This window comes from Mesorhizobium sp. M1169 (assembly GCF_040318345.1).
GTDB lineage: Bacteria > Pseudomonadota > Alphaproteobacteria > Rhizobiales > Rhizobiaceae > Mesorhizobium.
In genome coordinates, this window is sequence record NZ_JAMYME010000009.1 from 19,008 (window position 1) to 45,824 (window position 26,817).

Sequence of the window (26,817 nt, forward strand, 5' to 3'; positions counted from 1 at the left end):
CGTCGCTTGCGGTTGCGAATTAGGCTCAGGTCGGCTTGATCTCTGCCTGGCCGATCTTGCGCCATCTGGCGTTTTCGCGAACCAGTTTCAGGTCGTCGGTCGTCTCGGCAAATGTCCGCAATCGGTATTGCCGGAGCAGGTCCGGGAAGAGCGCTCCTTCCGGCAGGACGGCAAGCTGCTCGCGGACTGAGATCTTTTCATCGATGACCCGCATGCCCCAGGCATTTTCCCGAACCTGCAGTTCCGCGGCCAGATCGCGCTCTTCCGGCACGTTTTCGTCCAGCACGGCCAGAAGGATCGAGTGGAAAAGCGCTACATAGCCAATCTGTCTCAGGCCGCCCACGACCCGCACGCGCGGCAATATGGCAAGGACGAGGAACGTCAGGAACAAGTTCGGCAGCAGCACGCCGTCCAGCAGCGCCTGCCTGAGATACGGCCGCTCGAACGGGATGGAAAGACCTTGCGGCCTGTCGGGCTCGATCAGGTGCCCGTTCTCGAGAACGAGCTTGCGCACGCGCTCCTCGCGGATGCCCCAGAAATAGTCCGTGGCATTGGGCAGGAATCTGCCAAATGGGCTCGATGCGGCCTCTTGCCAGGCATGTTCGAGACGCTGGCGTCTTGCGGGTTCAATCAGCAGCCTGGAAAGAAGGCTGCCGTCATATTCTAGATGCCGCGCCATGGCAGCCGCGGCGACCCGATCATCGACGAAAACCGGCAGGGCCATGCCGGCACGATCCCAATTGGCGACCAGATCCTCATTCAGTTCAGTCAGCGCATCGGCGGCGGTTTCAAACACCTTGTCCCGGCTGGCAAGCAGTGTGCCCAGCCAGCGGCTGGCATCCGTTTCATCGCCCACCGCTTCGAGCGCGCGCTTGTTGATGGAGACGGGACCGGCCACGCAGGCGCTTTTGCGGCACAGTTTGTGGCGCCCCATGCCAAACAGGTTGACCTTGTCGTCGCCGACATCGAGCCATCCCGGCCCCTCCCGGCCAACTGTCTCCATGGTCATCGTCGTTCCCATGAAGCCGACGAAGGCCGACAGCCCGTTTTCGACCGCGCCGAGCCAGGCAAGCAGAAGGGCATCGAAGGTGATCCGGTCCATCAGAAGCAAGCAGTGCAGGCCGGACTGAATCACCGGTCTGTGCTCGAACTCGTCGAGGGCTTTGCCGATCTCCTCAGGCTGCATGATCCTACCGAGGCGCTGATGCAGGACTTCGCGCAGGATCGAGCGGGCAGCGATCGCCGGGCCCGATGCAGGCCTTGCCACCGGCCGCCACAGATGGCGGGCGTAATCGGAAACCGGTGCATTCCAGTTCTGCTCGATGTCGCGCACGACCTCCGGGCAGAGCAGCGACAGCACAGCCAGAATTTCCCGCGGAGGGGTAGGGGTTGGATCAAAGACGGCGGTCATTGGTCCCGTCTAGCCGCTTGCGGTGTAAACGCCAAGCGAGACCAGACTTGCTGGATGCGGCCGGCCTACATAGATCGTCAACTCGATCAAGATGGTGTGAGACGAAATGACAGTATCCTACGCAGTTCTCCTTGAGCAATCACCTGTTCGCTGCCTCGGCACGAATTGTCAGATAGGCTAGACAGCTAAGGCAAACAGCGGATCTTAGAACCGCAGCCGGGCCATGCTCAGGAGGTCGTGGTACTGCCCGTCGGTAAAGCCGGCCTTCACATGCCGGCCTTCGATCTCAAAGCCGTGGCTCTTGTAGAGACGGAGGGCCGCTTCGTTGTCGGCATAGACGGTCAATTCGACTCGCTTCAGGGCGCGCCAGTTGTCGGCCACGTCAAGCAGCGCGCCAAGTATGGCAGAGCCGATACCTTTGCCGACAAAGGCATCGTCAAGGCCGATATTGATCTCGCCGATGTGCGAACGGCGCGGTGAACCTTGCACGACCAGGCTGCCATGGCCGACGACCTTGCCGTCCAGCTCGGCAACGATCCAGGTGGTTTCCGGGCCGGACTTGGCAATGCGCCGCGCCACCTGCTCCACCATCTCGAAAGGCATCCTGAGCGTGCCCCAGCGGAAGCCCGGCATGTTGAAGATAGCGCAAAGCGCCTCCGCATCGCTTGGCCGGACGGACCGCAGCAGCGGCTGGATTTTCTCGGCGGGTGGCGAGGTCGTGCTGGTCATGGCGTTCCCGGCGAAGGCAAGCGGCCCGGTACGATGCACCGGACGCCACCCGAAAATCCAGCCGTCTCTGACCTATATGATGCCGATTGCGGGCTAAAAATACCGGGAGGCGGCGTGGAGTTTGAAGACGCCGCTGATGCCTATCCAGCCGAAAAGGGCGAGCCAGCCCAATGTCCCGGTCGCCGTCCAGTCGATCCGGTGCACCGCAGCGTCGGTGATGACGACGCCGAGGATGGCAAGCAGGCCAACCAGACACTGCGCCAACCCGAGCACCAGCAGTTCCTCGCGCGGCGCGCTTCTCCAGACGAGATATATACCGCCCGCACCGGCGAGGAAGATGGCGCTGTAGACCTGAGCGTGGAAGGCATCGATCGGCCATGGCCAGATGCCACTGAATGTCAGGGGAAACAGCAACAGGCCGACGCCATAGAGCCCAAGGATCGCGGATTCCGTCGGCATGTAGCCGCGCCATGCGGGATTTAAGGTCACGCCTTTTGCAGAAGGACGGGCCCTGGCCCGCCACAGGAACAGCCCGGATACCGCGGCCGAAGCAAGATAGACCAAAAACCACAGCCAGGGCGCTTTGCGCTCGAAGTTGAAATAGCCGAGATTGATGAACGAAGCCACCGACACGATGACGGTGAAGATGAAGGCCATGACGAGCACGAGCCTGCCGGGCGACCAGCGATTCCAGACCAGCAGTGCCGCCATCACGACCATTTCGGCGGTGTAGAAGCCACCGAGGAAGCGCGCATTGAACGGCGTGACGGCCCAAGGCCAGCCCGGTTTCACCAGCGCAGGCATGAAAAACAGGCCGGCGCCTACGATCAGGACGACGATGACCCCCGCAGAAAAAAGGCGCAGGACCGCGGGAAATGGCGGATTGTCTGATGTCGGCATGGGAGAAAATCCCAAAGATGAATGCTCCATGGACCATCATAGTGCTGCTTGCGGCCGGTTAAAATCCGCCGAATGGAAATTGAACGGTCACCAGGCTTATCCATTCGAATGGCCGTACGGTCCGTTTCGAAGTAAGATGGAACACTCGGACCAAAGATCGGTCCGGTCAAAACGCCTCGAGGTGCATTTTCCGGAGCCTGCACGATGAACGAAGCTCAGGATCTATTCTCACTTCTGCGACGATCGGCCGATGTCGATCCGCAGGCGATCGACGCGATCAAGCGAACCATCGCGGAGGGCGAGGACCGCGAACTTTGCCGCATCAATGCGCCAGCCTTCGCCAGCAAGCATGGCCTCGACGAGGAGCGTGCAATAGGCGCCTTTCTCCATGCGGCGCGGGTGGGCATCTTCGACATTTCCTGGAATGTTCTGTGCCCCGGCTGCGGCGGTGTGCTCGACACCAACGCCACGCTGAAAACCCTGCAAAAGGACGAATACACCTGCGCGCTGTGCTCCGAGGGCTATTCACCGACTCTCGACGAGATGGTCGAGGCGACATTCACCGTCAGTCCCCGCGTGCGCAGGATTGCCGCACACAATCCACACGAACTGCCGGTGGCGGAATATTTCCGCCAGATCTACTGGGCGTCCGGCGTCGATCTGCCGGAAGAGGATTTCGTGAAAAAGCTGGAAGCGTTCTCGCTGGAGGATATCGAGCTTGCGCCCGGTGAAAAGGCGGTTCTGACCATACAGCTTCCGTCTGAATTCATCATCGTCTTCGAGCCGGTCACCCATTCAGCGCAGTTCATCGACGGGAAGGGCGAACCAACAAAGGAGCGCCGGAGCCTCTCTTTGGCCTTCGACCGCGACCATGTCCAGAACCAGACGCTGGAGATGCAACCCGGCCCGTTGCGCATTTCGCTGGAAAACCGGACCGACACCCGCGTGCTGCCGACAGTCTTCATCGCCGGCCAGACATTGCATGATTTCCTGGGAAAACGCCGGCCCTTCCTGACCGCCAAGCGCCTGCTCACCAACCAGACGTTCCGCGATCTCTATCGCACGGATACACTCGACATCAACCAGCGCCTGAAGATCACCAGCCTGACGTTCCTGTTCACCGACCTGCGCGGATCGACCGAGCTTTACGAGCGGGTGGGCGACCTTTCAGCCTTCGATCTCGTGCGCGAGCATTTCCAGGTTCTGCACGAGATCGTCACGGCGGAGGCAGGCGCGGTGGTGAAGACGATCGGTGATGCGGTGATGGCGACCTTCGCGACGCCTGATCGTGCGATTGCTGCAGCCCTCAGGATGCGCGATGCCATGCGTACGCTCAACGACAAGAGCGGGCGCGAGGATCTGCTGCTCAAGATCGGAGTCCATGCCGGCCCCTGCATCGCCGTGTCGATGAATGAGCGACAGGACTATTTCGGCCAGACGGTCAACATTGCTTCGCGGGTCCAGAACCTTGCCAACGCACAGGCGATCTTCGCCACTCGAGCGGTGGTCGACGACAATCTCACCGCCGATCTCTTACACAGGAACGCGCTGACGCCCGTGCCCCACGAGGTCTCGCTGCGCGGCATTGACCGGGAGATAGCGGTATATACGATCCCCTGAAGACTTGGCCCCTGGAGACTTGGCCCCCGAAAATCTGGCTCGTCCCGGCCCCTCACACGCGCCTACAGATAAAATAGCGATCGGCGGCAATCGAAGGTGGCGGCGAGAGGCGTTGCAACTGCGGGTGATCGAGCGGCGTGCCGCTGACCGCGATGCCGCCGACGCGAAGCAGGCGCGCGGCTAGATCGGGAAGCCAGGTAGAGATCACTGCATCGCGATCTTCATAGCCGGTGCCGATGTCGGCATGAACAAGAGCGGCGTCGATGCCAATGAACCTGCTCGCCGTCTCGCGTATTTCGCCGAGCACGAGGTTTTCAGCTTCGGGAATTGAGCTGGCGTGTGCGGCAAGTGCGCGGTCGAACGCTACGATCCGGCGTCCGGGCAGGCGCTCGCGCAGATGGTGGAACGTCCGGCCATTGCCGAGGCCGAGCTCGAGCACGGGCCCCTCCATCTTCGCCACCTCGGCGCAGACATGATCGAGTATGTCGCGCTGTGCGGTCATCCTCCGGATGAAGCTGTCGAGGCGACTCATGTGCGATTGTATGTCCTGAACCAGTCCACGGAATCAACTGCCCCGAGCAGAGCGTTTCGCGACGAGTCTTGCCGCGTGTAGAGGCGAACGATGAACACTGCAACAGGCGAACAGGCTGCCAACAAGGATCATACCGGGTGGAGTCGGCGGCGCTGCGCGCGGCGGAATAGCGATCTCACTTGTAGGGGTCCGCGGCGTCCCGCAACCCGTCGCCGAGGAAGTTGAACGCCAAGATGACGAGAACGACGGGGAGCATCGGCAAAAGCAGCCATGGATAGAACGCGATAACGCTGACGCTGCGCGCCTCGGTGAGCAGGATGCCCCAGCTCGTTATCGGTGCCCTCAGGCCGAGCCCGAGGAAGCTCAGCGCCGTCTCGCCCAGGATCATGCCGGGTATGGAGATCGTCGCCGTCGCGATCAGATGCGACATGAAGCCGGGAATGAGATGCCGCCCGATAATGCGGCTGCTTCTGGCGCCCATCAATTGCGCGGCCAGAACGTAATCCTCCTCGCGCAAAGCTAGAAGCTTTGAACGCACGGCCCGCGCCAGTCCGGTCCAGTCGAGCAGCCCGAGGATGACGGTGATGCCGAAATAGATCAGGATCGGACTCCAGGTTATCGGCATGATCGCCGCCAGAGCCAGCCATAGCGGAATGCTGGGGATCGATTGCAGAACTTCGATTATCCGTTGGACGATCAGGTCGAAGATACCGCCGTGATAGCCGGCCAGTCCGCCGATGACAATGCCGAGCAGGAAGCTGAAACTGATGCCGACGAGGCCGATTGTCAGTGAAATGCGGGCGCCATAGATGATGCGCGAGAGCACATCGCGCCCCAGCCTGTCAGTGCCGGCCAGAAAGAGCTGGCCGTTTTCGGCGGGGCAGACAAAATGCCTGTCACCTTCGATCAGGCCCCAGAACCGGTACTTATCGCCCTTGCAGAAGAAACGGATCCGCTGAACATCATCCTGGTTCTCGATGTAGTTCCGCTTGAGCGTGTCCATATCCAGCGTCATCTGGCGGCCATAGACGAACGGCCCGACGAACTCGCCGTTGTGGAACAGGTGCACCCGCTGCGGCGGCGAATAGATGTAGTCCATGTTGCGCGTGTGCAGATCGTAGGGCGCCAGGAACTCGCAGATCAGTATCCCGAAATAAAGCGCTGCCAGGAATATGCCGGATACAAGGGCAAGCCGGTGCCGACGGAATTTCCACCACATCAGCCGCAACTGCGACGCCTGAAAGACCTTCTCCTGCTCCGGCGTCATCGCCTCGACCGACTGCAGGTCAAAGGGCTCGATGGAAACGTAGTGTTGCAGTGGGGCACCCGGAGCGGGCAGCGGCGATTGCGTGTTCATTTGGTGCTGCCGCCTTGCAAACGAATTCGCGGATCAAGTAGCGCCAGCGCCAGGTCGGAAATCAGGACGCCGATGACCGTCAGGAAGGCGAGGAACATCAGGAACGACCCTGCGAGATACATGTCCTGGCTTTGCAGCGCCTTGATCAGCATCGGCCCGGTCGTTTCCAAAGACAGCACGATCGCCGTGATTTCGGCACCGGAGATGATGGCCGGCAGGATAGAGCCGATATCCGAAATGAAGAAATTGAGCGCCATGCGCAGCGGATATTTGACCAGCGCCCTGAAGGGATGAAGGCCTTTGGCGTGCGCGGTCACGACATATTGCTTATGTAGCTCATCGAGCAGATTGGCGCGCAGCCGCCGGATCATGCTTGCCGTGCCCCCGGTGCCGATGATCAAGACCGGAATCCAGAGATGGGCGAGGATCGATTTCGCCTTGGCCCAGCTCATCGGCTCGCCGAGATATTGCTGGTCCATGAGATGGCCGATAGACGTTCCGAACCAGATGTTGGCGAAATACATCAGGATCAGCGCCAGCATGAAGTTCGGAATCGCAAGGCCGAGAAGGCCGAAGAAAGTCAGGCCGTAGTCGCCCCAGCTGTATTGATGCGTGGCGGAGTACATGCCGATCGGAAAGGCGATGAGCCAGGTAAAGATGATCGTGACGAACGAAACCAGCACCGTCAGCCACATTCGGTCCCCGACGACGTCGCGAACCGGCAGCTCATATTCGAAGGAATAGCCGAAATCGCCGTGCAGCATCCCGCCGACCCAGTAGAAGTAGCGAATGACCGGTGGCTTGTCGAAACCATATTCCTTGCGCATCATCTCGATGCGATCGGAATCCACCGCTTCGCCCTGAGCCCGAAGCTCGGCAACATAACTGTCGAAATAGTCGCCTGGGGGAAGTTCGATGATCGTGAACACCAGTGCCGATATGACCAGCAGCGTTGGAACCATCACGGCGATACGCCAGACAAAATATCGAAGCACGCTCAGGACTCTCCAAGCCAGAATGTATCCGGCATATAGACACCGAAATAGGCGGTCGGGTCGTAGCCGTAGAGCGCCTTGTCAGGCAGATTGCGCAGCCGCGAGGATGCCAGAATCGGCTGATGCGTTCCGTTTACCGTGCCGATCGAAAACACCTGATCGGTATAGATCGACAGCATTGAATTCCAGATCTCGGCGCGCTCCGTGGCTTCGGTCGATGCGTTCCAGCGCTTGAGTAAAGCCATCAACTCGACCACGGGCGGAAGATCGGGCGCTTCGCCGACCTTGCCACGGGACAAGTAGTGAGCACCCCAGAGCGGCCATTGCAGCTGGTCATCGACGGTGGGGGCGAGTTGGTAGGGGTTCATGTCGGCGGTCGGCACGCCATTGTCGATGCCCGACCACATCGACATCATGATCTGGCCACCAAGCGCGCGGCTGCGGAAGATGTCGCGCTGCGAAGTCCGGATGAACAGGGCGATGCCGATCTTGCGCCAGTGATCGGTGATGAGCTCGAGCGCGTCCGTTTCCAGCGTGCTTTCGCCGGCCGTTTCCACTACGAGCTGCGCCGGGCGTCCGTCGGGGAGTATCCGCAGGCCGTCATCGTCACGCGCCTGAAGCCCGACCTCGTCGAGCAGGGCATTGGCCTGGTCGGGATCATGGGCGACCCAGGCTTTCGCGAATTCCGGCCGGTAGAGCGGGCTCTCCGGCAGGACCGTATCGGCACTTTCCTGCGCCAATCCGTAGAACACAGCCAAATTGATCTCGCGCCTGTCCACAGCGAGCGAAAGTGCGCGGCGCACGCGCACGTCACGAAAAAGGCCACGCCACACCTGGTCGGCACAATTCAGATTGGGCAGCAGCGCCAGCCGCGAACCTTGTGTGCGTTTCCAGAGATGCATCTTCACCGGGTAGCGCTTCTCCGCATCCTTCAGGAAGGAGTAATCGGTGAAGTCAATTCCCATGCCTTGCAGGTCGCTCTCGCCCGCACCGGTCTTGGCGGAAATGATCGCCGACGAGCTGACATTCATGACAATCCGGTCGACATAAGGCAGTTGCCGGCCATTCTCGTCTATTCGATGAAAGAACGGGTTCCGCTCGAAGACGAACTGCTCAGCCGGCGGCTTGGTCCGGTTCTGCCAGGGATCGAGCGTCGGCAGTTCCGGGTTCTCCGGGCGATACTGCCGCGACATGCGGATGTGCAAGAGCGTCCATTTCTGGGCCCGGTTCTCCTTCATTAGGCCGGCGAGCCGGAATGGATCTTGGTATTTCTTGTGGAACTGCTTGAGATAGGCGGCCGGCAGAACAAGCGATAGGGGCGAAGCAGCGGCGAGCTTGGGCAGGAAGTCGGGATTGGGCGCATCCCAACTATAGCGGACCGTCAACGGATCGACGATCTCGAAGCGTGGCGGCTTGCCGTCCGCCAGCAGGGCCGGGGCGAGCCCGCCTTGCGAAAGCTCATCGTTCAGCCAGACATCTTCCCAGCAATAGCGAAAATCCTCCGACGTCAGCAGGCTACCGTCAGACCATTTATGTCCTTCTCGTATCTTGAAAGTGAAGACACGATCATCCGCTACATCGAAACTTTCGAGAATGTCGGCTTGGAGGTTAAGCTTTTCGTCATAGCCGACCAGGCGAGCGTACCCGTAGATTGTCATCATCCGGATGTCTTTCTGGCTGCCGATGATCGTGCGCAGCGTGCCGCCATATTGGCCGGGCTGCCGGCCCATCGCGGCGAGATTCAACGCGCGAGGGCGCTTGGGCAGGCGTTCGGCGAGTGCCGGCAGCGCTCTGGCCTTCAGCTGCGGCTCAAGAAATTCCGGCTCCAGATCGCCTGCGCGCAACGTGCCCGGCAGAAATGCCGAAGCCATGAGTCCAAGGACGGTGCGCCGGCTGATCAATGGCGTAGCTCGCTGAAATCGGCCGAACGTCGGGCCAGCACGAGGTGGCCGCCGCCAAGATCGAGCGGCGACAGCATATCCTCGTCGCCCTCGTCGCGGAATTGCGGTCCCCATGCGCTGGTGTCGGAAGCGCCGCTGAGTTTCAGCGTCTTGAAATCCATCGGCCTGTCGAGATCGGGGAAAGGTACTGCGGCGACCAATGAGCGCGTGTAGGGGTGGACCGGTTTCCTAAGCAGAATTTCGCGCGGCGCGAGCTCGACGATACGCCCGCCGCACATCACCGCGATACGGTCTGCCATGTAGTCCACCACCGCGAGGTTGTGGGATATGAACAGGTAGGTCAGGCCCAGTTCCTTCTGCAGGTCCTTCAGAAGGTTCAGGATCTGCGCCTGGACAGAGACATCGAGTGCCGAAACCGGCTCGTCGCAGATCAGGAGTTCAGGCCCCAGCGCCAACGCGCGCGCGATGCCGATACGCTGACGCTGCCCGCCGGAGAAACTATGCGGATAACGCTTTATGAAGCGCGGGTCGAGCCCGATTGCCTGCATCAGGCTCTTGACCGTGGCGAGTCGGGACGCGGCATTGCCACGTCGATGGATTTCCAGCGGCTCGCTCAAAATGTTCTCCACCGTCATGCGGGGTGAAAGCGACGAAACCGGATCCTGGAATACCATCTGGATTTTCGCGCGCAGCATGCGCAGGGCGTCTCCCTCGGCTTCCAAGACGTCGATCGGACCATCGCGGCCATTGAAGATCACAGAGCCGCCGGTAGGGGTGACAGCCCGCATGAGGATCTTGCTGACGGTGGTTTTGCCGGAGCCGCTTTCGCCGACAAGACCCAGGCACTCACCCCGCCTGATATCAAAGCTCACGCCGTCCACGGCGCGAACAGAGGTTTGATGATCTCCGCCGAACCATCCGGACTTGCGGATCGTGAAGGTCTTTGTCAGATCGCTGACCGATAGCAGGAGGTCGTTCGGCCCCTTCGATGCCGGCGCCGTCTGCTTGCCGAGCAGGTTCCCGACATTCACCGGCACCTCGCGGAGCGCCTTTAGCCTTTCGCCGGGCTTCAGGTCGAAATGCGGAACGGCTGCCATCAGGCCCTTCAGGTAAGGGTGGCCCGGCCGGCGGAATATCGCCTCCACGGGTCCCGCTTCCATGATCTCGCCATGGTACATGACCACCACCTCGTCGGCGACATTGGCGACTACGCCAAGGTCGTGCGTGATCAGCAGCATCGCCATGTTCAGCTTCGTCTGAAGCTCGCGCAGCAATTGCAGGATTTGCGCCTGGATGGTCACGTCCAACGCCGTCGTCGGCTCGTCGGCGATCAACAGGGCGGGCCGGCAGATAAGCGCCATGGCGATCATGGCGCGTTGACGCAATCCTCCCGAAAGTTCAAAGGGATACATGTCATAGGCGCGCTTGGGGTTGGGAAAGCCGACAAGGCCGAGCATTTCCTCGGTCCGCGCCTTGCGCTCCACCCGGGCCATGGGCGTATGAATCTGCAGGGATTCGCTGACCTGATTGCCGATCGTATGCAGCGGCGACAGCGATGTCATCGGCTCCTGAAATATCTTGCCGATGCGGCTGCCTCTCAACGCCCGGATTTCGGTTCCGTCACGCGGCATCTGCAGGATATCCTGCGTCGTACCGGGCTTTTTTGGATCGGAAAACAGGATACGGCCGCGAACATGGGCTGTGTTCGGCAAAATGCCCATCACTGCCTGGCTGAGAACCGATTTTCCGGAACCGGACTCGCCCACAAGCGCGGTAACCTTGCCGGGCAGGACGCGAAGATTTGCACGCCTGACAGCATGCAACGGTCCCCCTATAATGGCAAAAGAGATGCCAACATCCTCGATCCGCAGCAGATCAACGCCCAAATTCATTCTCACACCAGCCCCCACTCTGGCACGTCCAGAAGGCGAGACTAACGCATTGCCAGCCTAGAGCAACTTGGATTCGAACAGTCGCCAGTTCCCTGGCGGAACCGGCGACCGGACTGCATACCAAACGCGTTCGGATCAGAGCGTGGCGGTTACTGGAGCTTCCTCGGGTCGCCCGCGGACGGCCGCGCGGCATTGCGATGAAGCAGCATGACCTGCTCGGCGTCCGATATGCGGTCGTAAATCGGCTCCAGCGCACCGTCTTCATCGAGTGCGAGAGCACCCGACAAATCGGGTGAAAGCACCGTTAGCTTCTGCCTGATGCCCGCCAGTTCCTCCATGCCGAGCGCCAGCCAGTTGTTGGCGCCGCAATAGCTGGCGAAGTCTTTGCTGGCGAGAACGCTGTGCGGATATTTCTTGGTCAGGGTCTGGAGGCGCTGGACCTCGTTTACAGCCGAGCCGAAGACAGAGAATGTGAGCCGGTCGGTAAGCCCGACATTGCCGAACATCACATTGCCGACATGCAGCCCGATACCATAGTTTATGTCGCTCAATCCCTGCTGCTTTCTGCGCAGATTAAGATCCATCATGCGCGCGGTGGCCTTGTGCGCTGCTGCAAGAGCAGCCTGGCAGGCGATCTCGGACTGTGAACGGTGCCTTGCGCAAGGGTAGACGGCAATGAAGCCATCACCTATGAAACTCATGATCTGCCCGCCCTTGCGATTGAAAGGTGCAGCAGCGGCGTCGAAAAACTGGTTCAGCGTATCGATATAGACTTCGCGGCCGGAGGTTTCGGCAAGTCTTGACGACCCGCGCATGTCGCCCATGACCAGTGCCGCCCGGATTGTATCACCCTCGCCGCGCTTGATCTGGCCTTCGAGCACGCGCCTGCCGGCGTCGCCGCCGAGATAAGTGGTCATCATGTTGTCCGCAAGCTTGGTGAGCACCGCCATCTTGGTTGCGATAGCGAGATGGTTCTGGATGCGCAGCAGCGCCGAAATCATGCTGTCGCTGAAGCCTGCAGCACTGTCGGTGGACCAAGACCCGATCATGCCCTGACTGGTGTTGCCGCTGAAGGGATGGACAAAAGCCATGTAATCGGTGACGCCCATCAGCTTGAGGTCATCGAAAACAGGAAATTCCGACGGCACCGACGGGTCGAGCCGGCGCCGCAGATGGTCCAGCTTGTGGCTGAGCAGATGGTAGTATGGGCTGGTCAGGAATCTGTCGGAATGAACGCCGTTCTCCTTGCGGAAGCCTTCCACTTCCAGGCCCTGGCCGCGGAGCCAGGTGAAGCCGAGCGCGTCATAAAGCGGATGAAGCATCGAAAAGCTCAAATGCACCCGCTTCAACGGCAGGCCGGCAGCAGCCAGCCGTTCACAAAAGCCCCTTACCAATGTTTCCAGGTCGTTGCCCGCCAACGCCGATTGGGTCAGCCAATCGGCAACCTTATCCATGAGAATGGCAGAAATTTCTGCTTGCGCTGTGCTCATGCTATCTCGAAATCTCCCTGATCTGCCACAAATTCGCCGGCTTGGACGCCGTCAGGCCTTCACCACCGTCTCTCGGGCTAGCCCGAGGCGGCCAAAAACATTGCGTGTGTCGACGATCAGTAGAGCGTGATCCGCGATCGCCTGATAGTCGATCGCGTCGTGGTCGGTTGCAACGACGACAGCGTCGAAATCCTTCAAGGCCGCCTCGGTCAATTCGACCGAGCGACGCCCCTTGATCGCCATATGCTCCCGTGTGGCCGGGATTTCGGCAACATGCGGATCGTGGAATTCCGCCTTGCCGCCCCATTCCTCGATGAGTTCAATGAGCCGCAATGAGGGGCTTTCGCGGATGTCGGGCACATTCTTCTTATAGGCGAGCCCGATGATGAGAATGCGCGAGCGGCTGAGCGCCTTGCCGCAGCGCCGGTCCAGCGCCTTCGCCAGTTCATCGACCACATGACGCGGCATGGCCGTGTTGATCTCTGCCGCCAGCTCGATGAAGCGGGTCGGCAGTTCGTATTCGCGAGCCTTCCACGTCAGGTAGAAGGGATCGATCGGAACGCAGTGCCCGCCAAGTCCAGGGCCGGGATAGAAAGGCATGTAGCCGAAGGGCTTGGTCTTTGCCGCCTCGATCACCTCCCAGATGTCGATTCCCATCGCACCGAGCACGATCTTCAACTCGTTGACGAGGGCGACGTTGACCGAGCGGAAGATGTTTTCCGTCAGCTTGACCGCCTCGGCGGTCGCCGTGGTGGAAACCGGAACGACGGTCTTGACCACGCCATGGTAGAAAGCCTGCACGAGCGTCGCCGCTTCAATGCCGTCACCTGCCACGACCTTGGGGATCGTCGCGACTTCAAAGCTGCGGTTGCCGGGATCCTCGCGTTCGGGCGAGAAGCCGAGGAAGAAATCTATCCTCGACTGCAAGCCGGTTTTTTCCAGGATGGGCTTGATCACGTCGTCGGTGGTGCCGGGATAGGTGGTCGATTCCAGCACGATCAGCTGGCCGAGACGCAGATGCTTCGCGATGGTGCCTGCGGTGTTCCTGACAAAGGAGAGATCCGGCTCGCGGTGTTTCGTCAGTGGTGTCGGAACGCAGATGATGATGACATCGCAGACGGCCAGTTCGGCAAAATCCGCAGTGGCGCGGAACCGTCCGCTTGCCACCTGGCCGGCAAGAGCTGTCGACGTCACCGCCTCGATGTAGGATTGGCCGTTGTTCAGGCTCTCGACCTTCTGGCCTTCGATGTCGAAGCCGGAAACCGGGAAGCCGGCGCGTGCGATCGCAACCGCCAGCGGCAACCCGACATAGCCCAGTCCGATCACGCCGACTTGCGCGGCGCGCGTCGAAATCCGGGTCAGAAGACGGTCATATATCGATCGTGAGGCGTCCAACAATCTGCTTTCTGTTAATTCGGACAGGCCGTCCGCTTCCATGGTGAGGTTCACCGCTCACAAGAGCCCCGAGGCATATTGCGGAAAATCGATGTCCGCAAGCGTCAGACCGGCACCTTCGCCTTAAGGCTTGCGGCAGCCATCGCATAGCCGCCGGCGGCGCCATCGATGAAATGAACGTGATCGCGCTGCAGCGGCGATGCGACGAGGCATGTCATCAAGGCCGATTTCTGGCGGTGCAGGCCATAGTTGCAGATGCCCGCCTCTTCCGCCTGTTTCAGCCGGTTCTCGATCCGTTGCAACACATCCGCGTCAACGTCGATGGTCATCTTCAAGCCATCGTCGAACTTCCGGAAATCCGAATTGCTGGCCACTTCGCGTTTGTAGATCTTCGGATCGAATCTGCCGATCGTCCAGCCATATCTATCCGTAACAGCCGTAAGCGTCATCAGGAACACTATCCACAGCTTCGACAGCCACCGCCGTCCTGCCGGCGCCGTGGCCCGCGCCTCGATATCGAGGCCGGCGGGCAGCAAACTGTAGTCCGGCCCGTTCACCGGCACCGGGTGGCCATCGCGTTCCTGCCTGCCGGCAAGGGCGATGATGTCGGAAACCAGAAACTGAAAACCGCGCAAGTCGCGCGACGCCCCCGGTATGGCTATGATCGAAACGATTTCGCCATGCCGGGCTTCGATCGGGTTCCAGCGACACGAGAGGCCGGTCAGGTCCGGCCGCGCGCCGGCCGGCGCAGGATCGATGCGGTAGCGCCCCGCTTTCATCTCGGCTTCCGCCCAACTGCCGCCACCTCCGGCGAACATGGCATAGAAGACCGCATCGGAGGCCTGGAACCTCGCCACGCGAACGTCGAGGCCTTGCGCTCTTATATCCTTTATCGGCACGATTGCGGCACGCAAGGTCAGGTCCAGTTCGTCCGCCACCCATCTCTGGACAGCCGCCAGCGCGTTGCGGGTGATCTCCAGCGCCGAGCCGGGAAACGCCACGAGCGCACCGTCGCCGCCGAAGACAAAGGGAAGATCTTGCCTACCCAGCGCATTGAGCAGCGCCGAAATGACGCTGGCACCGGCCATATTGACGGTTTTATAGCGCCCCGCCTCGATCGCCTTGGTCGAGCCGACGATGTCGGCGGTGGCCAGCGCCCAGCTATCGGGGAGAGGCCGATAGTTATCGATATCGGCAACGCTTTCGAACTTTGCGAAGACCGGCAGAGAAGCAACAAACGGATCGGACGCGGCAGCTGTTTCCATGAGCATCAGATAGCACATTCCAGTGCTTGAGGGTGAAGTCGATCATGCTTCGAATTTGACTTGCGCAGGCTTTCCGATGATAGGGTCCGGCGATGCGAATTGCCTTCTATGCGCCGCTGAAGTCGCCCAATCATCCCGTTGCCTCCGGCGACCGCCAGATGGCACGGATGCTGGTCAAGGCACTGGAGCATGGAAGGCATAGCGTCGAATTGGCATCCGAATTGCGCTTTTATCTACGCGAACCGGATTCGAAAAGTTTCGATGCGCTCAAGATCGAGGCCCGGGAGGAAGCCGCGCGGCTGGCAAGGCTTTGGGATCGTGACGGCAAGCCCGATCTGTGGTTCACCTATCATCCCTATTACAAGGCACCCGACCTGATCGGGCCCGAACTGGCGTTGGCCTTTGGTGTCCCCTATGTGACAGCGGAAGCCTCCTATTCGAGGCGGCGCAACACCGGTTTGTGGGCCGATACGCAAGCGTTGGTGGCGCGAGCCGTCGAACAGGCGGCGCTGAACATCTGCTTCACGCAAAGGGATCGTCAGGGACTGGCAGATGCGGTACCCGACGCCGCTTTCGGCAGGCTTTCGCCCTTCATCGACACATCGCCATTCCGGGAAACGCCGGCACGGGGTTGTCCGTCGCGCCTCGTTACGGTCGCCATGATGCGCCCGGGCGACAAAGTCGAAAGCTATGGCATGCTGGCGCAGGCGCTCGGTTCGATCGGTCACCTGCCCTGGACGATGTCGGTCGTCGGGGACGGACCTGCCCGCGAGGAGATCAAAGCGCAATTCGCCAGCTTGCCCGCCGACCGTATCAAATGGCTTGGCGCGATTGAGCCAGCCGCCGTGCCGGATGTTCTCTACAGTGGGGGAATTTACGTCTGGCCGGGTTTCGGCGAGGCCTATGGCGTTGCCTATCTTGAAGCACAGGCCGCCGGCCTTCCGGTTGTGGCTCAGGACATCGCCGGCGTGCCGGAGGTCGTGCGGGATGGCCAGGCCGGGTTTCTCACCCCGCCGGGCGATGTGGCGGCGTTCGCTTCTGCCATTGAAAGGCTTCTGGCCCGTAACGACGAAAGATCCATCATGGCCGCAGAAGCCAGACGTTTCATCCTCGAAGAACGTTCTATCGGTGCTGCGGCGGCGCGTCTGGCCGAACTTCTTGCAAAGATCCCGGTCTCATGACATCCGATCAGATCTGGCAACCCTTGGTGGAGGAACTGGCGAGCCGGCAACGGGCGGACCATAAGGCAGAGTTCTGGCTGCGCGACGATGACGCCGTGGATCCGACGCCTGCGCTTGATCGGTTGCTCGACCTCACCGGTGAATTCGCGGTTCCGGTGACTCTGGCCGTCATTCCCGCCCTGACTGACGAGAAGCTTGTCGTTCGGCTTGACGAGGCGCCGCATGCCACGGTCGCCATCCATGGCTGGGCGCACCGAAATCATGCGCCCGAGGGCCAGAAGAAGCAGGAGCTCGGCGCGCATCGGCCACGCGAGGCGGTGCTCGATGATGTGGCTCGCGGGCTGGCGCACGTAACCGGCCTGCACGGCGCACGTGCCGTTCCGATGCTGGTGCCACCCTGGAACAGGATCGACGCCGGCTTGGTATCCGACCTTGGATCGATAGGATTTTCGGCATTGTCGGTCTATGGGCCGCCAACGCCGGCTTCACTTGCGGTCATCAACAGCAATGTCGACATCATGGATTGGCATGGCACGCGCGGCTGCCGCGATCATGGCCTATTGGTTCAGGCTATCATCGCGCAATTGCAGCATGCATTCGATGGGGGCGAACCGGTGGGCCTGCTCACCCACCATCTCGTACATGATGAACCGGCCTGGCTCTTCCTCGAACGGCTGTTCACAGTCACCGCAAAGACTGAAGCCTGCGCATGGCTTCCGATCAGGACATTGATCGGGCGCAGCGCCGATGGAACAATTCCAGGAAAGTGTGAACGGTTTCCGTCCGGAATTGCGTCAAGACAAAGAGATAGAGGAAAATAGCTCAGCGCTTTTTGCGCAATGAGACTGGAATGTTGAGCGTCTGGCCATCCCGCGCGGCAAAAGCGCCGGTAAACCTGTCCTTGGCCAGTTTCTGGATCTTGTCCAGTTCCTTGTCGGTGCGTGTCGGATCGTGGTGAAACAGCGCAAGCCTCCGCGCACCTGCCGCCTCACAGAGTTTGACGCCCTGTTGCCACGTCGAGTGCCCGTAACCGCGGCGGCGTTCCATTTCCTCCTCGGTGTAGGTGCAATCGTAGATGACAAGGTCGGCATCTTCGATCAGGCCGAGCACCGTCTGATCGAGTTTATCCGGGTCGTGCTCAGTGTCTGTGATCACCGCCACGACGCCGCCACCCCATTCGACCCGGTAGCCTATGCAGCCGCCCGGATGCATAAGACTGCCGGTTCGGACCACCACCCCTTCGCGCGGGCGAAGCACGTCTCCGGATACGAAATCGCGATAGTCGAGGCTTGCCTTGCAGGCCTCCAGTTTCACCGGAAACCACGGCGGCCGCATGAACTCATCGACCATCTGCCGGGTCGTCATGTGTCCTGCAAGATGCCCGGACCAAAGCGTAACCTTGGCGCCCCGATCATAGATCGGCGCAAAAGACGGCAGCCCGATGATGTGATCGTAATGGCAATGGGTGAAAAGCAGGTCGAAATCGGTCACGCCCAACGCCTGAAGCGCCGCGCCGGCAGGCCGTAGGCCAGAGCCTGCGTCGAACAGAAGCGTGTGCTTACCGCATCGCATCTCGACGCAGATTGAGTTGCCGCCATAGCGAGAGAATTCTGGGCCTGATACCGAAATGCTGCCGCGGACACCCCAAAACCTGACCAGGAAAACGTTGTCGTCCATGCTACCCCTTCGCCCATCATATCCAAACAACTGCTGCTAGGCGAGACAGACAGGCTTTCTCCGGGTGATCTTCTCAGCGAGAGGACAGTGCCGTCACGACGGCGAGGATCGAGCGCACGTCCTTCGTTATTTGGCGCTTCGTGCGTCGATCAGATCCGCGGTCGTATGGCTTAGGCGATCGGCAAGAACCCGCAATATCTCGATGGTCATTTCCGGGAACTCCCTCATAAGCCTCAGGAAATGATCCTTGCGGATTCTCAGGGCTTCCAGCGGACTTGCCGCTCTGACGGTGGCAGTGCGGGAGCTGTTGCACAATATGGCGATCTCGCCAACGATCGAATTTGGCTCCAGTTCGGCAACTTTTATCGGTCCGCTGTCGGAATCGACAAGAATATCCGCTCTGCCTGAAAGGATGACATAGGCGGCGTCTCCCTCGTCGCCCTGCCGGAAAAGGATCTGGCCGGCGCTGTAGCTCACACGATCGGATGTGAACGCAAGCAGCTTGAGCTTTGTCGGCTCGATGGCAGAGAACAAGGGAACGCGTTGCAGCATTCCAACTTCATCCTTGAGCAGCATTGTCGCAAACCTTCCAAAATTCGCGTTTGCCAGACTAGAGCAACGGACGCCCCGATGGAATCAATTCTCTTTCCGGGATGGCGAGACAAACCACGCGAAAGGTGGCGAGCCCGATGTCGTGCACCGGCAGAATGATCCCATCTGAATATCCGTTGCTCTATGACAACAGTTCCTTGAAGATACCGTTCCCTGCCAAAAGTGTCTCGTGTGTTCCGTCTTCCGCCAATTGACCCGAGTCGAAGACGATAACGCGATCGAACATCATCGCCATTGCCGGACTCGTCACGACCCACACAATTGCCGGCGAATGGCCGTCGCGCCTGGCTTCCTCGAGCACATTTCGCAGCACCTTATCCTGCATGCGCTGATCGAGCGCCGACAGCGGCCGGTTGAGAATGAGAAAATCGGGACGCTTGAGCAAGGCTCGGGCAACATCGAGCTTCTGTCGCTGTCCACCGGTCAGCCGCCTGCCGCCGGAGCCGACGTTGAAGTCCAGGCCGACATCCAGAAGTTCGCCATAAAGCCCCAGTTCGTCAAGAATGTCATAGACGATGGAGCGTATGCGGTCGGGCGCGTCGGGATGATTGTTGCCCACACGCCCGAACAGGACATTATCCATGACGGTGGCCGCGGCAATGTATTTGGCAGGATCATACCGTTCGACCGCATTGTGCAGCTCGGGCGGCAGGTCTTCATAGAACCGGTTGCGTGCAGCGACGATCTTGCTCATCAGCTCGTCGCTCAGCAGGCCGAAGCGGTGCCGGGGCTCGATGTAGGCAAAGCTCAAGGTAACGATCATGGCGCGATCGTTTTCCGAAACCGCCTCGTAGGGACGGTTCTTGAGCCGTTGCAGCAAGGTTTCGTAGGCGGGTATCTCCTCCGCGCTCATGAAGGCGAGCTGCTGGAAGAACTGGTGATCGGGCGGCAGGTCGGCAAACAGCTCGATCGCCTGTTTGGCGATCTCCAAGCCCATTTCGTAGAGCGTTCGGTCGAGGCCGGCTTGCCTCAGCACGGAAGCAAAATAGGGATTGGCCGCCAGGGCCCTGTCGGCCAGTTCAGGGCCGGCGGCAGCGCCGAAGAGCAGGTTTTGGCCGATCGTTGCTTCCTTGTTGTAGGCGCCCGGTTCGAAAGGAACCACCAGTCCGCTCAGCCCCTCTTGTTCCAGCCGGGTCCGCAGCGCCGCACGCAGTTCGACGATCCGCCTGGCAAGCTCCGTGTGACGCGTGAGGTCGGCCGAAGAGCGCAAGCCGAGATCCAGAATGTCACGCGACAGAACAACCGCGTCGAGCACCCGGCGCACGGCTTCAAAGAGGTCGTGCGGGCCGGTAGCGCCAGCGGAAGCATAGTTGATCCAGTCGCTGTGGATATCAAGATCCGGATTGCCCGACCGGCGCGCCTCGTGAATGTTCCAGCGTTGCTGATCTGCCGCAGCACCGTCATAAGGCACCGATGTCAGCGGCGCATGCTTCAACCCGTAGAGCAGGTTGTCGCGGAGGCTTGCCTGGAACAGGAAAACATCCGACGAGGCATACGACATGCGCCGGCCGGTTACTGCTTCGGGGAGTTCAAGCAGGTCGTCGGTGCCCGAAGCGACCCTTCCGCTGTCCGGCCAGGTCAGCCGCGCGAAGGCTTCTGCAAGCGCCTCCGCTCCACCTGTTGCGGTACTGACCAGTGCCACCGTCTCACCCGGCTTGACCTGGAGGGAGATACGGTTGAGGAGCATTGCACCGCCATCGTCTGCTACGGACAGATTGATCGCCGACAGCGGCTTGGTCATCGGATCGGGATCGTCGATCGTCAATGCCCCGATTTTCGGGGCGATGAGACCCTCGACGGTGAACTGTTCAACGACCTGTTGATATTTGACCTGGACATCCTGCCGATCCTGATCCCAGTCGATCAGTTCCTTCATCGGTCCGGGCAGGTCCTTGTAGGCGCCGATCACAGCCACGAGCTGGCCGACGTCCAGCCGCCCCTCGAGGACCAGATACCCGCCGATCATGTAGAACAGAAAGGGCGTGAGCTGCGCGAGAAAATTGTTGAGGAACTTCACCATGAATTTCCATTGGTAAAGATCGAAGCGGATCTTGAAGATGAGCCCGAGCCGGGCAGCTATGTCGGCGCGCTCGTAGTTTGATGTATCGTGGACGTGAACCGCGCCGATGCCGTCGACGATTTCGCCAACCCGGCCCGAAAGCGCGCGCGCGGTCAACTGCCGTTGGCGCCCGAGCACGATCAGCCGCCGCCGCATTCGCGGGATGAGCACGATCTGGATCGCCACGATCACGACCGCTATCATTCCGAGCCAGACGTTCTGGATCATGATGAACAGCATGGCCGTCAGCGCTTGGCCGCCGAGCAGTACCGGCTGCAGGAAGGCGTCGCCGATGAAGCCGCCCAGCGGCTCCACCTCGTCCTTCACCATGGTCGCCACTTCGGCGGATTTCACCCGCTTGAAATAAACCGGCGGAAAACGCAGCACACGGTCGACCAGATCGAAGCGGATACGCCGCAGCATGCGTTCGCCGAGGCGGCCCTTGTAGGTGTTGATGTAGAATTTGAACAGGCCGTTGATGACGACTAGCAAGAGGAACACAAGGCTCAGGGCAAACAGGGTCTCCTTGCGGTCGAGCTGAAAACCGGAGAAGAACTGGACCTCTCCAACGAACGGCAGGTTATAGTGTAGCCTCATGAATGGCTGGGTCGCGCCCGGTTGCTCGAAGCCGCGACCTTGGATCGGTCCGTTGACGATCAGCTTCGGCAGGTCGAAGGACATGAAATACGGGATCATCGAAAGCACGACGATCATCAATATCCAGAGTTGCTGCTTCTTGGTGTGCGTCCAGATATAGCGGGCTAGGCTGGCTTCCATATGCGACTGTGGACCCTTCAGTTGGAAGGATGCAGGATGTAAAAGCACCTGCTGGCGAATGGCGTATCGGCAATTTCTTCATCGCCAACGACAAGCTCGAAGCTGCTGTGCACGGACATTGTCCTGCGCTCAACGATGCAAGAAACCTGCGAGGCGGCGCGATCCAGTTCCGACGCATGGTCGATGGCATCGACATGGGCATTGTTGATCGGCGAAGACAGCGGCTGGCCAAACGGTCCGCGGCTTTCGTAGGGCTTTGGCGAACAGCCGAGCGGCACGAGGCCGCAGCTGCGCGGCTGGTGCTGGCGGATGGACGCCGATGATCCGGACAGATGCAACAGGCTCTCTCCGGCACCGGGCAATAGCCAAGCGGCTTGCAGCATGATCACGTCCGCGGAATCAAACAGTCTTGCGGGAGGCAAGATTGCGTTGTGTCGCCCAAAATCCCAACATACAAGACGAATTATGATGGATGTCACGCAACCACGCAATGCCATGGACTGGCACGAGCAAGCCTTAGACCTCACGCGGGGAATTGCTGCTTATGTCAACTGCCCTCTCGTGGCAGGGCTGGCGCGGGTCGTCGCCAAGCATCCGAAGGCCGATATCGCCAACGCCTTCAACCACAAGCAGGTCGCCTGCAAGATGTGGGCGCTCGACAGGCTGTTCGAAAGCGGCGGCGGCCGCTTCGGACGCATATGGGTTCTGGGTGGATGGTACGGCGTATTGCCGGCAATGCTTTTCAACGACGCCCGCTTCGACATCGCGGCGGTCGATAGTATCGACATCGATCCCGAAGTCGCGCCGGTCGCCCGGACCCTCAACCGGGAAGCCGGCGACCGGTTCCGGGCGCTGACGGCAGATATGTACGCACTCGACTATGCGGCCGGGCGGCCCGATCTGATGGTCAATACGAGCTGCGAACACATAGCCGATCTGCGCGCCTGGCTTGCTCTGCTTCCGCCGGGCACGAATGTACTGCTGCAATCGAACGATTATTTCAGCGAGCCGACGCACATCAACTGCGTGGCTTCGCTTGCAGCCTTCGAGGAAATGGCGGCGCTACGGGAGGTGCGGTTCTCCGGCGAACTGCCGACAAAAAATTATACGCGCTTCATGCTGATTGGAACTGTTTAACGCATTTCGCCCAAAAGCGCGTAGCGGTTTGGGAAACGACATGCATAAAAACAGGACTTGAAGCGCGTCGCACGAATCTCACCAGGCGCGACGCGCGTTAGAGCATTTGCAGGAAAGTGTGGAAACGGCTTTCCGTCCGGAATTGCGTCAAAACAAAGAGACAGAGCGGTTCTGCGTGAAACGATGAACCGCTCTAGGATCTATCGTCTGTTTAATCATGAACTTTTCCGAAACCGGGCCCCACATTTAGGGACCATGTTCGATGCCGCTCACGCAGGATTTGCGCGGAGCGACGCGCGCCTTCCAGATCGAGACGATGCGCGGATGGCGTCGGTTCCACAAGCGCTTGTTCGATCGCTTGCGCCAAACCTTCAGGCGTCAGGTCCTCTTCCATAAGCACCGTTGCAAGACCGAGTTCTTCGAGCATCAGGGCGCGAACCGTCTGTTCGGTTTCCCCGCCGGCTGCAAATGGGACGAGTAGGGAGCGACAACCCGCGCGCAGGACATCGCAGACCGTGTTGTAACCCGCCTGCGAGACTGACAGGCGGGCGCCGGTCAGCAGGCTGGCGAAATCCTCGCGGAACCGGAAGATGGACAGGCCCGGCGTGGCATCGCGTGCGATCGCGTCAAACTCGTCTTTCGGCAGGTTTGGGCCGGTGATCAAGCACCATTTCCAAGCGTTGTTGGCATTCCGCGCCGCTGCGATGGTGGATCTGACAAGGCTCTTTCCGGCAGCCCCGCCGCCAACCGACACCAGAACGTCGAAGCGCTCGGAGGCCGCGGGCGACGGCGGCGCGGCAACGAGCCCCGTGTAGGTGACCTCGGCCCTGATCGCCCCAGCCAGTGGAAATGTCTTGTCGATGGTTGCGAAAGCCGGATCGCCGTGGACCATAACAAGATCGAAATGCCCGTTGATGAGATCGACCGTTTCCTCGTTTCGGCCCAGCTTGACGCGCTCCTGGAGGATATCACGGACGGACGTCGCCAGCAGCGGTCTGGGCGACGTCGCGTCGATGGCCTCGATCAGCGGCAAGAGTTCGAAACGCATCTGCCGGCGTCCAAATGGAAACGCCTCGACAATGACGATATCAGGCCTGCAATCCCGGAATGCCTGCAGCAGCATCTCTGAACGCCATTTCTTGAAATCATCGTCGATCGGGTTGCCTTGCAGGTCGACAAGTCCCGAAAATCCTTCATCACCGGAGGTGACAGGTGGCAGGGTTACAGATTGTACACCCAGTCCCGGAAACCCGGCGATCGGCGCTCCGCCGGTCACGACGGTAACGTCAAACCCGTCATCGACCAGAGCCGCCGCAATGCGGCTGGCGCGCGCGAGATGGCCGATGCCGAGCAAGTGCTGGACATAGAAGAAAGCGCGCAGCCGCTTCATTCGGCGGCCCGCCACTCCCGCTCGAACAGTTCCTTGAGCTGTCCAATGCTTGCCATGTGATCGAAATTGGCGCGCACGCGCCGCTCTGCGGCGTCGCCGAGGCGGTCGCGGAGCACGGGATCTCGGATCAGGCGCTCCAGCGCCTGTGCCAGGGCAATCGGGTTTTCCGTCGGAACCAGCAACCCGGTTTCATCCGGCGATAAAAGCTCCGGCACGCTGGAAATATCGGTCGACACGCAGGCAAGCCGCTGGCTAGCCGCCTCCACCAGAACGTTCGGCAGACCGTCGCGGTCGCCATTTGCGGTGATCCTGCAGGCCAGGGCGAAGATGTCGGCGCGGCGGTAGTGCTCAAGCACCTCCTCCTGCGCAAGCGCGCCTTTCCAAGAGACGCGACCATCCAGGCCGAGCTTTTGCGCCAGCGCCTTGAACCGTTCCAGTTCTTCGCCGCCGCCGATATGCTCGAAACGCCACGCCAAATCGCCGGGCAGCAGGGCAAGGGCCTCCAGCAACGTATCGTAACCTTTCTTTTCAACGGCGCGCCCGACACTCAGAACGACAACCGGTTCGTCCGGAGCCGAGCCGTCATGCTGCTTTCGCGCCTTGCCGAAACTGCCGAAGCGATCAAGGTCGAGCCCATGATAGCTCAGATGCACAGACGAGTTGCCGTTAGCGAGTTTTTTCAGACGGTCGAAGCCGGTTTTCGTGCAGGTGACCGTCCAGCGCGCCGAGGAAAGCTTGCCGGCCAGATCCCAGTCCGCCGAAGTCCAGATGTCCTTGGCATGGGCAGAGCAGGTCCAGGGCTGGCCACGAAGCTGGCTGGCATAGCGCGTCACCGATGCAGGCGTGTGCGCGAAATGTGCATGCAGCCAGCCCGCGTTTTCCGGCCATTCGGCCGCCAGCACGAGCGCTTGCCCGAAGCGCCGTGCGCGATTGCGCGTAAAGTCGCGGGGCATATCGGCAGCCAGCGATCCGAGCGCGCGCCAGAAGCCCGGACGCAGCAGACAGGCAAACAGCGAGCGAAGCACGCGCAGCGGCTCTTCATGCAGATATTCCGGCAAATAATGGACGGGGGCTTTGATCTCGTCATGCACGGGGTGGCGTTTTTCGTCGGTCGGCCGCCTGAGCGCGACGAGTATCAGGTCGAACCCCGCACGCTCAAGACCGAGCAGTTCCTGCGCGATGAAGGTTTCGGACAGCCGCGGATAACCCTTCAGAACCACGACGATCTTGCGATGTTGCAACTCAGGTCATTCCTTCAATGACCGAAAGGTGATGGCCGGCCCGCCGGTCGAGCAGTTCCGCGACGATTTCGGAAATATGAGGCAGCCCTTCGAGCGTCAGATGCGGATTGCTCTGCGATGGGCGGGGCCGGTCCGGCAGCACCTTCAGTGCATCGGCAAACCGCCGGGAGTCCTCGGCTTCTTCCGGCAAAAGCATCTCGATGAGGCCGAGTTCGGCTGCGCGCCGTGCGCGGATCAGTTGTTCCCGGCGGGGCTCGACGCGCGGCACGATCAGCGCCGGCTTGTCGAAAGACAGTATCTCGCAATAGGTGTTGTAGCCGCCCATCGCCACTACCGCCTTGGCGCCGGCAATCAGGTCTTCCATGCGGTTGTCGAACTCGATGATCTTGATGTAAGGGATCTTGGACCCCTTCTTGAGCAGCTTGTTGCGCTTGCGCGCCGGCATGTAAGGCCCAAGCACGATCAGGGCTCTATGCTGCAATTGCGGATCCTGCTGATAGGCATCGATGACGTCGTGGATCAGATCGGCGCCGTCACCGCCGCCACCGGTAGTAACGAGGATATAGTCGCCCTCGGGCCGGTGGCCGGGCAACTCGTTCCGCTGCAGGCTCCGTTGCAGGAACCCGACGAACCTCATCTTTGCCCTGACAGCCGGGGGCACATCCAAGCCCGTCAACGGATCGTAGAAATCCGGCGGACCATAGGCCCAGACCTTGTCGTAGAAGACGCCTATCTTGCGCATCACGTCTCTGCGCGCCCACTCTGCTTCGAGCAGATGCGGCGCATCCATCACCTCGCGCAGGCCAAGCACCAGCGTGGTGCCCCGCGTCTTGAGGTAGGACAGCGTGTCCTCAATCTCACCGCGCAGGCCGAGCGGTTCCTTGTCGACGATGAAGATATCGGGCCGGAAGGTCTCAGCTGTATGGCGGATGATCGACTGGCGCATCCTTAGCGTCTCATGCAGATCGATGTCCTTTTCCAGCGAGGTGTATTCGCCGTTGCGCAGCTTGATGACGCTGGGGATCTTCACGAAGTCGACACGGGCGCGGTAATCGAAGGCGCCAGCGATAGTCGCACCCGAAATGATGAGCACCTGAAGTCCGCGGAAATCCTCGACCAGCGAATGCGCGATAGTCCGGCAGCGCTGCAAATGGCCGAGCCCGAACGTGTCGTGGCTGTACATGAGAATTCGAGCGTTTTCTGCGTGCTGGGTCATTGTTGAACGTCTCTTAGAATTCTCGCCTTGAGGACCGTGA

The 26,817-nt window shown here is 60.5% G+C and carries 22 protein-coding genes; 4 read left to right on the forward strand and 18 right to left on the reverse strand.

Annotated features, from left to right (window positions below):
• Positions 1 to 25: 25 nt before the first annotated feature.
• The 3 genes from NKH41_RS11695 to NKH41_RS11705 form a co-directional block, all read right to left on the reverse strand.
• Complete coding sequence (locus NKH41_RS11695) at positions 26 to 1,411, reverse strand: hypothetical protein (protein ID WP_352500817.1); 1,386 nt, start codon at positions 1,409 to 1,411, stop codon at positions 26 to 28.
• 204 nt (positions 1,412 to 1,615) lie between these two features.
• On the reverse strand, positions 1,616 to 2,140 hold the full coding sequence (locus NKH41_RS11700; RefSeq protein ID WP_352541941.1) for a GNAT family N-acetyltransferase: 525 nt from the start codon (positions 2,138 to 2,140) through the stop codon (positions 1,616 to 1,618).
• Between the two features lie 93 nt (positions 2,141 to 2,233).
• Positions 2,234 to 3,040 (reverse strand): hypothetical protein, encoded by an 807-nt coding sequence (locus tag NKH41_RS11705; protein ID WP_352684418.1) that lies wholly within the window; start codon positions 3,038 to 3,040, stop codon positions 2,234 to 2,236.
• A 204-nt stretch (positions 3,041 to 3,244) separates the two neighbouring features.
• Here NKH41_RS11705 and NKH41_RS11710 point away from each other — a divergent pair, with 204 nt between their 5' ends.
• Entirely contained in the window at positions 3,245 to 4,660 is a 1,416-nt protein-coding gene (locus NKH41_RS11710) for an adenylate/guanylate cyclase domain-containing protein (protein WP_352770073.1), read from the forward strand.
• 52 nt (positions 4,661 to 4,712) lie between these two features.
• On the opposite strand, the gene NKH41_RS11715 is transcribed toward NKH41_RS11710, so the two are convergent.
• From NKH41_RS11715 to NKH41_RS11750, 8 genes are all read right to left on the reverse strand, one after another.
• Entirely contained in the window at positions 4,713 to 5,192 is a 480-nt protein-coding gene (locus NKH41_RS11715) for a class I SAM-dependent methyltransferase (RefSeq protein WP_352470885.1), read from the reverse strand.
• Between the two features lie 175 nt (positions 5,193 to 5,367).
• The gene (locus NKH41_RS11720; protein ID WP_352470886.1) at positions 5,368 to 6,549 is read right to left on the reverse strand and encodes an ABC transporter permease; all 1,182 of its coding nucleotides are present in this window, start codon (positions 6,547 to 6,549) and stop codon (positions 5,368 to 5,370) included.
• Positions 6,546 to 7,544: an ABC transporter permease gene (locus NKH41_RS11725; RefSeq protein WP_023675966.1), complete on the reverse strand. Its 999-nt coding sequence runs from the start codon at positions 7,542 to 7,544 to the stop codon at positions 6,546 to 6,548. Before NKH41_RS11725 ends, NKH41_RS11720 begins: the two co-directional genes overlap by 4 nt.
• Before the next feature lie 2 nt (positions 7,545 to 7,546).
• Positions 7,547 to 9,445, reverse strand: a complete 1,899-nt coding sequence (locus tag NKH41_RS11730; RefSeq protein ID WP_023675965.1) for an ABC transporter substrate-binding protein — start codon at positions 9,443 to 9,445, stop codon at positions 7,547 to 7,549.
• Positions 9,442 to 11,337 (reverse strand): ABC transporter ATP-binding protein, encoded by a 1,896-nt coding sequence (locus tag NKH41_RS11735; protein ID WP_352614644.1) that lies wholly within the window; start codon positions 11,335 to 11,337, stop codon positions 9,442 to 9,444. The genes NKH41_RS11730 and NKH41_RS11735 overlap by 4 nt, the downstream gene beginning before the upstream one ends.
• A 149-nt stretch (positions 11,338 to 11,486) precedes the next feature.
• Positions 11,487 to 12,827 (reverse strand): adenylate/guanylate cyclase domain-containing protein, encoded by a 1,341-nt coding sequence (locus NKH41_RS11740; RefSeq protein WP_352684409.1) that lies wholly within the window; start codon positions 12,825 to 12,827, stop codon positions 11,487 to 11,489.
• A 51-nt stretch (positions 12,828 to 12,878) separates the two neighbouring features.
• The gene (locus NKH41_RS11745) at positions 12,879 to 14,222 is read right to left on the reverse strand and encodes a nucleotide sugar dehydrogenase (RefSeq protein ID WP_352770076.1); all 1,344 of its coding nucleotides are present in this window, start codon (positions 14,220 to 14,222) and stop codon (positions 12,879 to 12,881) included.
• 104 nt (positions 14,223 to 14,326) lie between these two features.
• Positions 14,327 to 15,505 (reverse strand): DUF3095 domain-containing protein, encoded by a 1,179-nt coding sequence (locus tag NKH41_RS11750; protein WP_352770077.1) that lies wholly within the window; start codon positions 15,503 to 15,505, stop codon positions 14,327 to 14,329.
• A gap of 74 nt (positions 15,506 to 15,579) precedes the next feature.
• Between NKH41_RS11750 and NKH41_RS11755 the strand changes: the two genes are divergently transcribed.
• Entirely contained in the window at positions 15,580 to 16,668 is a 1,089-nt protein-coding gene (locus NKH41_RS11755; protein WP_352770079.1) for a glycosyltransferase family 4 protein, read from the forward strand.
• Positions 16,665 to 17,489 carry a polysaccharide deacetylase family protein gene (locus NKH41_RS11760; RefSeq protein ID WP_352770081.1) on the forward strand — a complete coding sequence of 275 codons (825 nt, stop codon included), beginning with the start codon at positions 16,665 to 16,667 and terminating at the stop codon, positions 17,487 to 17,489. Before NKH41_RS11755 ends, NKH41_RS11760 begins: the two co-directional genes overlap by 4 nt.
• Before the next feature lies 1 nt (position 17,490).
• Here the strand turns inward: NKH41_RS11760 and NKH41_RS11765 are convergent, their stop codons facing one another.
• From NKH41_RS11765 to NKH41_RS11780, 4 genes are all read right to left on the reverse strand, one after another.
• Positions 17,491 to 18,345 (reverse strand): MBL fold metallo-hydrolase, encoded by an 855-nt coding sequence (locus tag NKH41_RS11765; RefSeq protein ID WP_352470894.1) that lies wholly within the window; start codon positions 18,343 to 18,345, stop codon positions 17,491 to 17,493.
• Between the two features lie 126 nt (positions 18,346 to 18,471).
• Complete coding sequence (locus NKH41_RS11770; protein ID WP_023675957.1) at positions 18,472 to 18,921, reverse strand: cyclic nucleotide-binding domain-containing protein; 450 nt, start codon at positions 18,919 to 18,921, stop codon at positions 18,472 to 18,474.
• 157 nt (positions 18,922 to 19,078) lie between these two features.
• Complete coding sequence (locus tag NKH41_RS11775; protein WP_352500819.1) at positions 19,079 to 21,793, reverse strand: ABC transporter transmembrane domain-containing protein; 2,715 nt, start codon at positions 21,791 to 21,793, stop codon at positions 19,079 to 19,081.
• Positions 21,794 to 21,810: 17 nt separating this feature from the next.
• On the reverse strand, positions 21,811 to 22,176 hold the full coding sequence (locus NKH41_RS11780; protein ID WP_352470896.1) for a hypothetical protein: 366 nt from the start codon (positions 22,174 to 22,176) through the stop codon (positions 21,811 to 21,813).
• An 85-nt stretch (positions 22,177 to 22,261) separates the two neighbouring features.
• Between NKH41_RS11780 and NKH41_RS11785 the strand changes: the two genes are divergently transcribed.
• Positions 22,262 to 22,930 (forward strand): class I SAM-dependent methyltransferase, encoded by a 669-nt coding sequence (locus NKH41_RS11785; protein WP_352450272.1) that lies wholly within the window; start codon positions 22,262 to 22,264, stop codon positions 22,928 to 22,930.
• Positions 22,931 to 23,141: 211 nt separating this feature from the next.
• On the opposite strand, the gene NKH41_RS11790 is transcribed toward NKH41_RS11785, so the two are convergent.
• The 3 genes from NKH41_RS11790 to NKH41_RS11800 are packed head-to-tail and all read right to left on the reverse strand — an operon-like array spanning position 23,142 to position 26,777.
• Positions 23,142 to 24,320 (reverse strand): glycosyltransferase family protein, encoded by a 1,179-nt coding sequence (locus tag NKH41_RS11790; protein WP_352779491.1) that lies wholly within the window; start codon positions 24,318 to 24,320, stop codon positions 23,142 to 23,144.
• On the reverse strand, positions 24,317 to 25,561 hold the full coding sequence (locus NKH41_RS11795) for a glycosyltransferase (RefSeq protein WP_352770086.1): 1,245 nt from the start codon (positions 25,559 to 25,561) through the stop codon (positions 24,317 to 24,319). Before NKH41_RS11795 ends, NKH41_RS11790 begins: the two co-directional genes overlap by 4 nt.
• Position 25,562: 1 nt before the next feature.
• Positions 25,563 to 26,777: a glycosyltransferase family protein gene (locus NKH41_RS11800; RefSeq protein WP_352450264.1), complete on the reverse strand. Its 1,215-nt coding sequence runs from the start codon at positions 26,775 to 26,777 to the stop codon at positions 25,563 to 25,565.
• Positions 26,778 to 26,817: the final 40 nt, after the last annotated feature.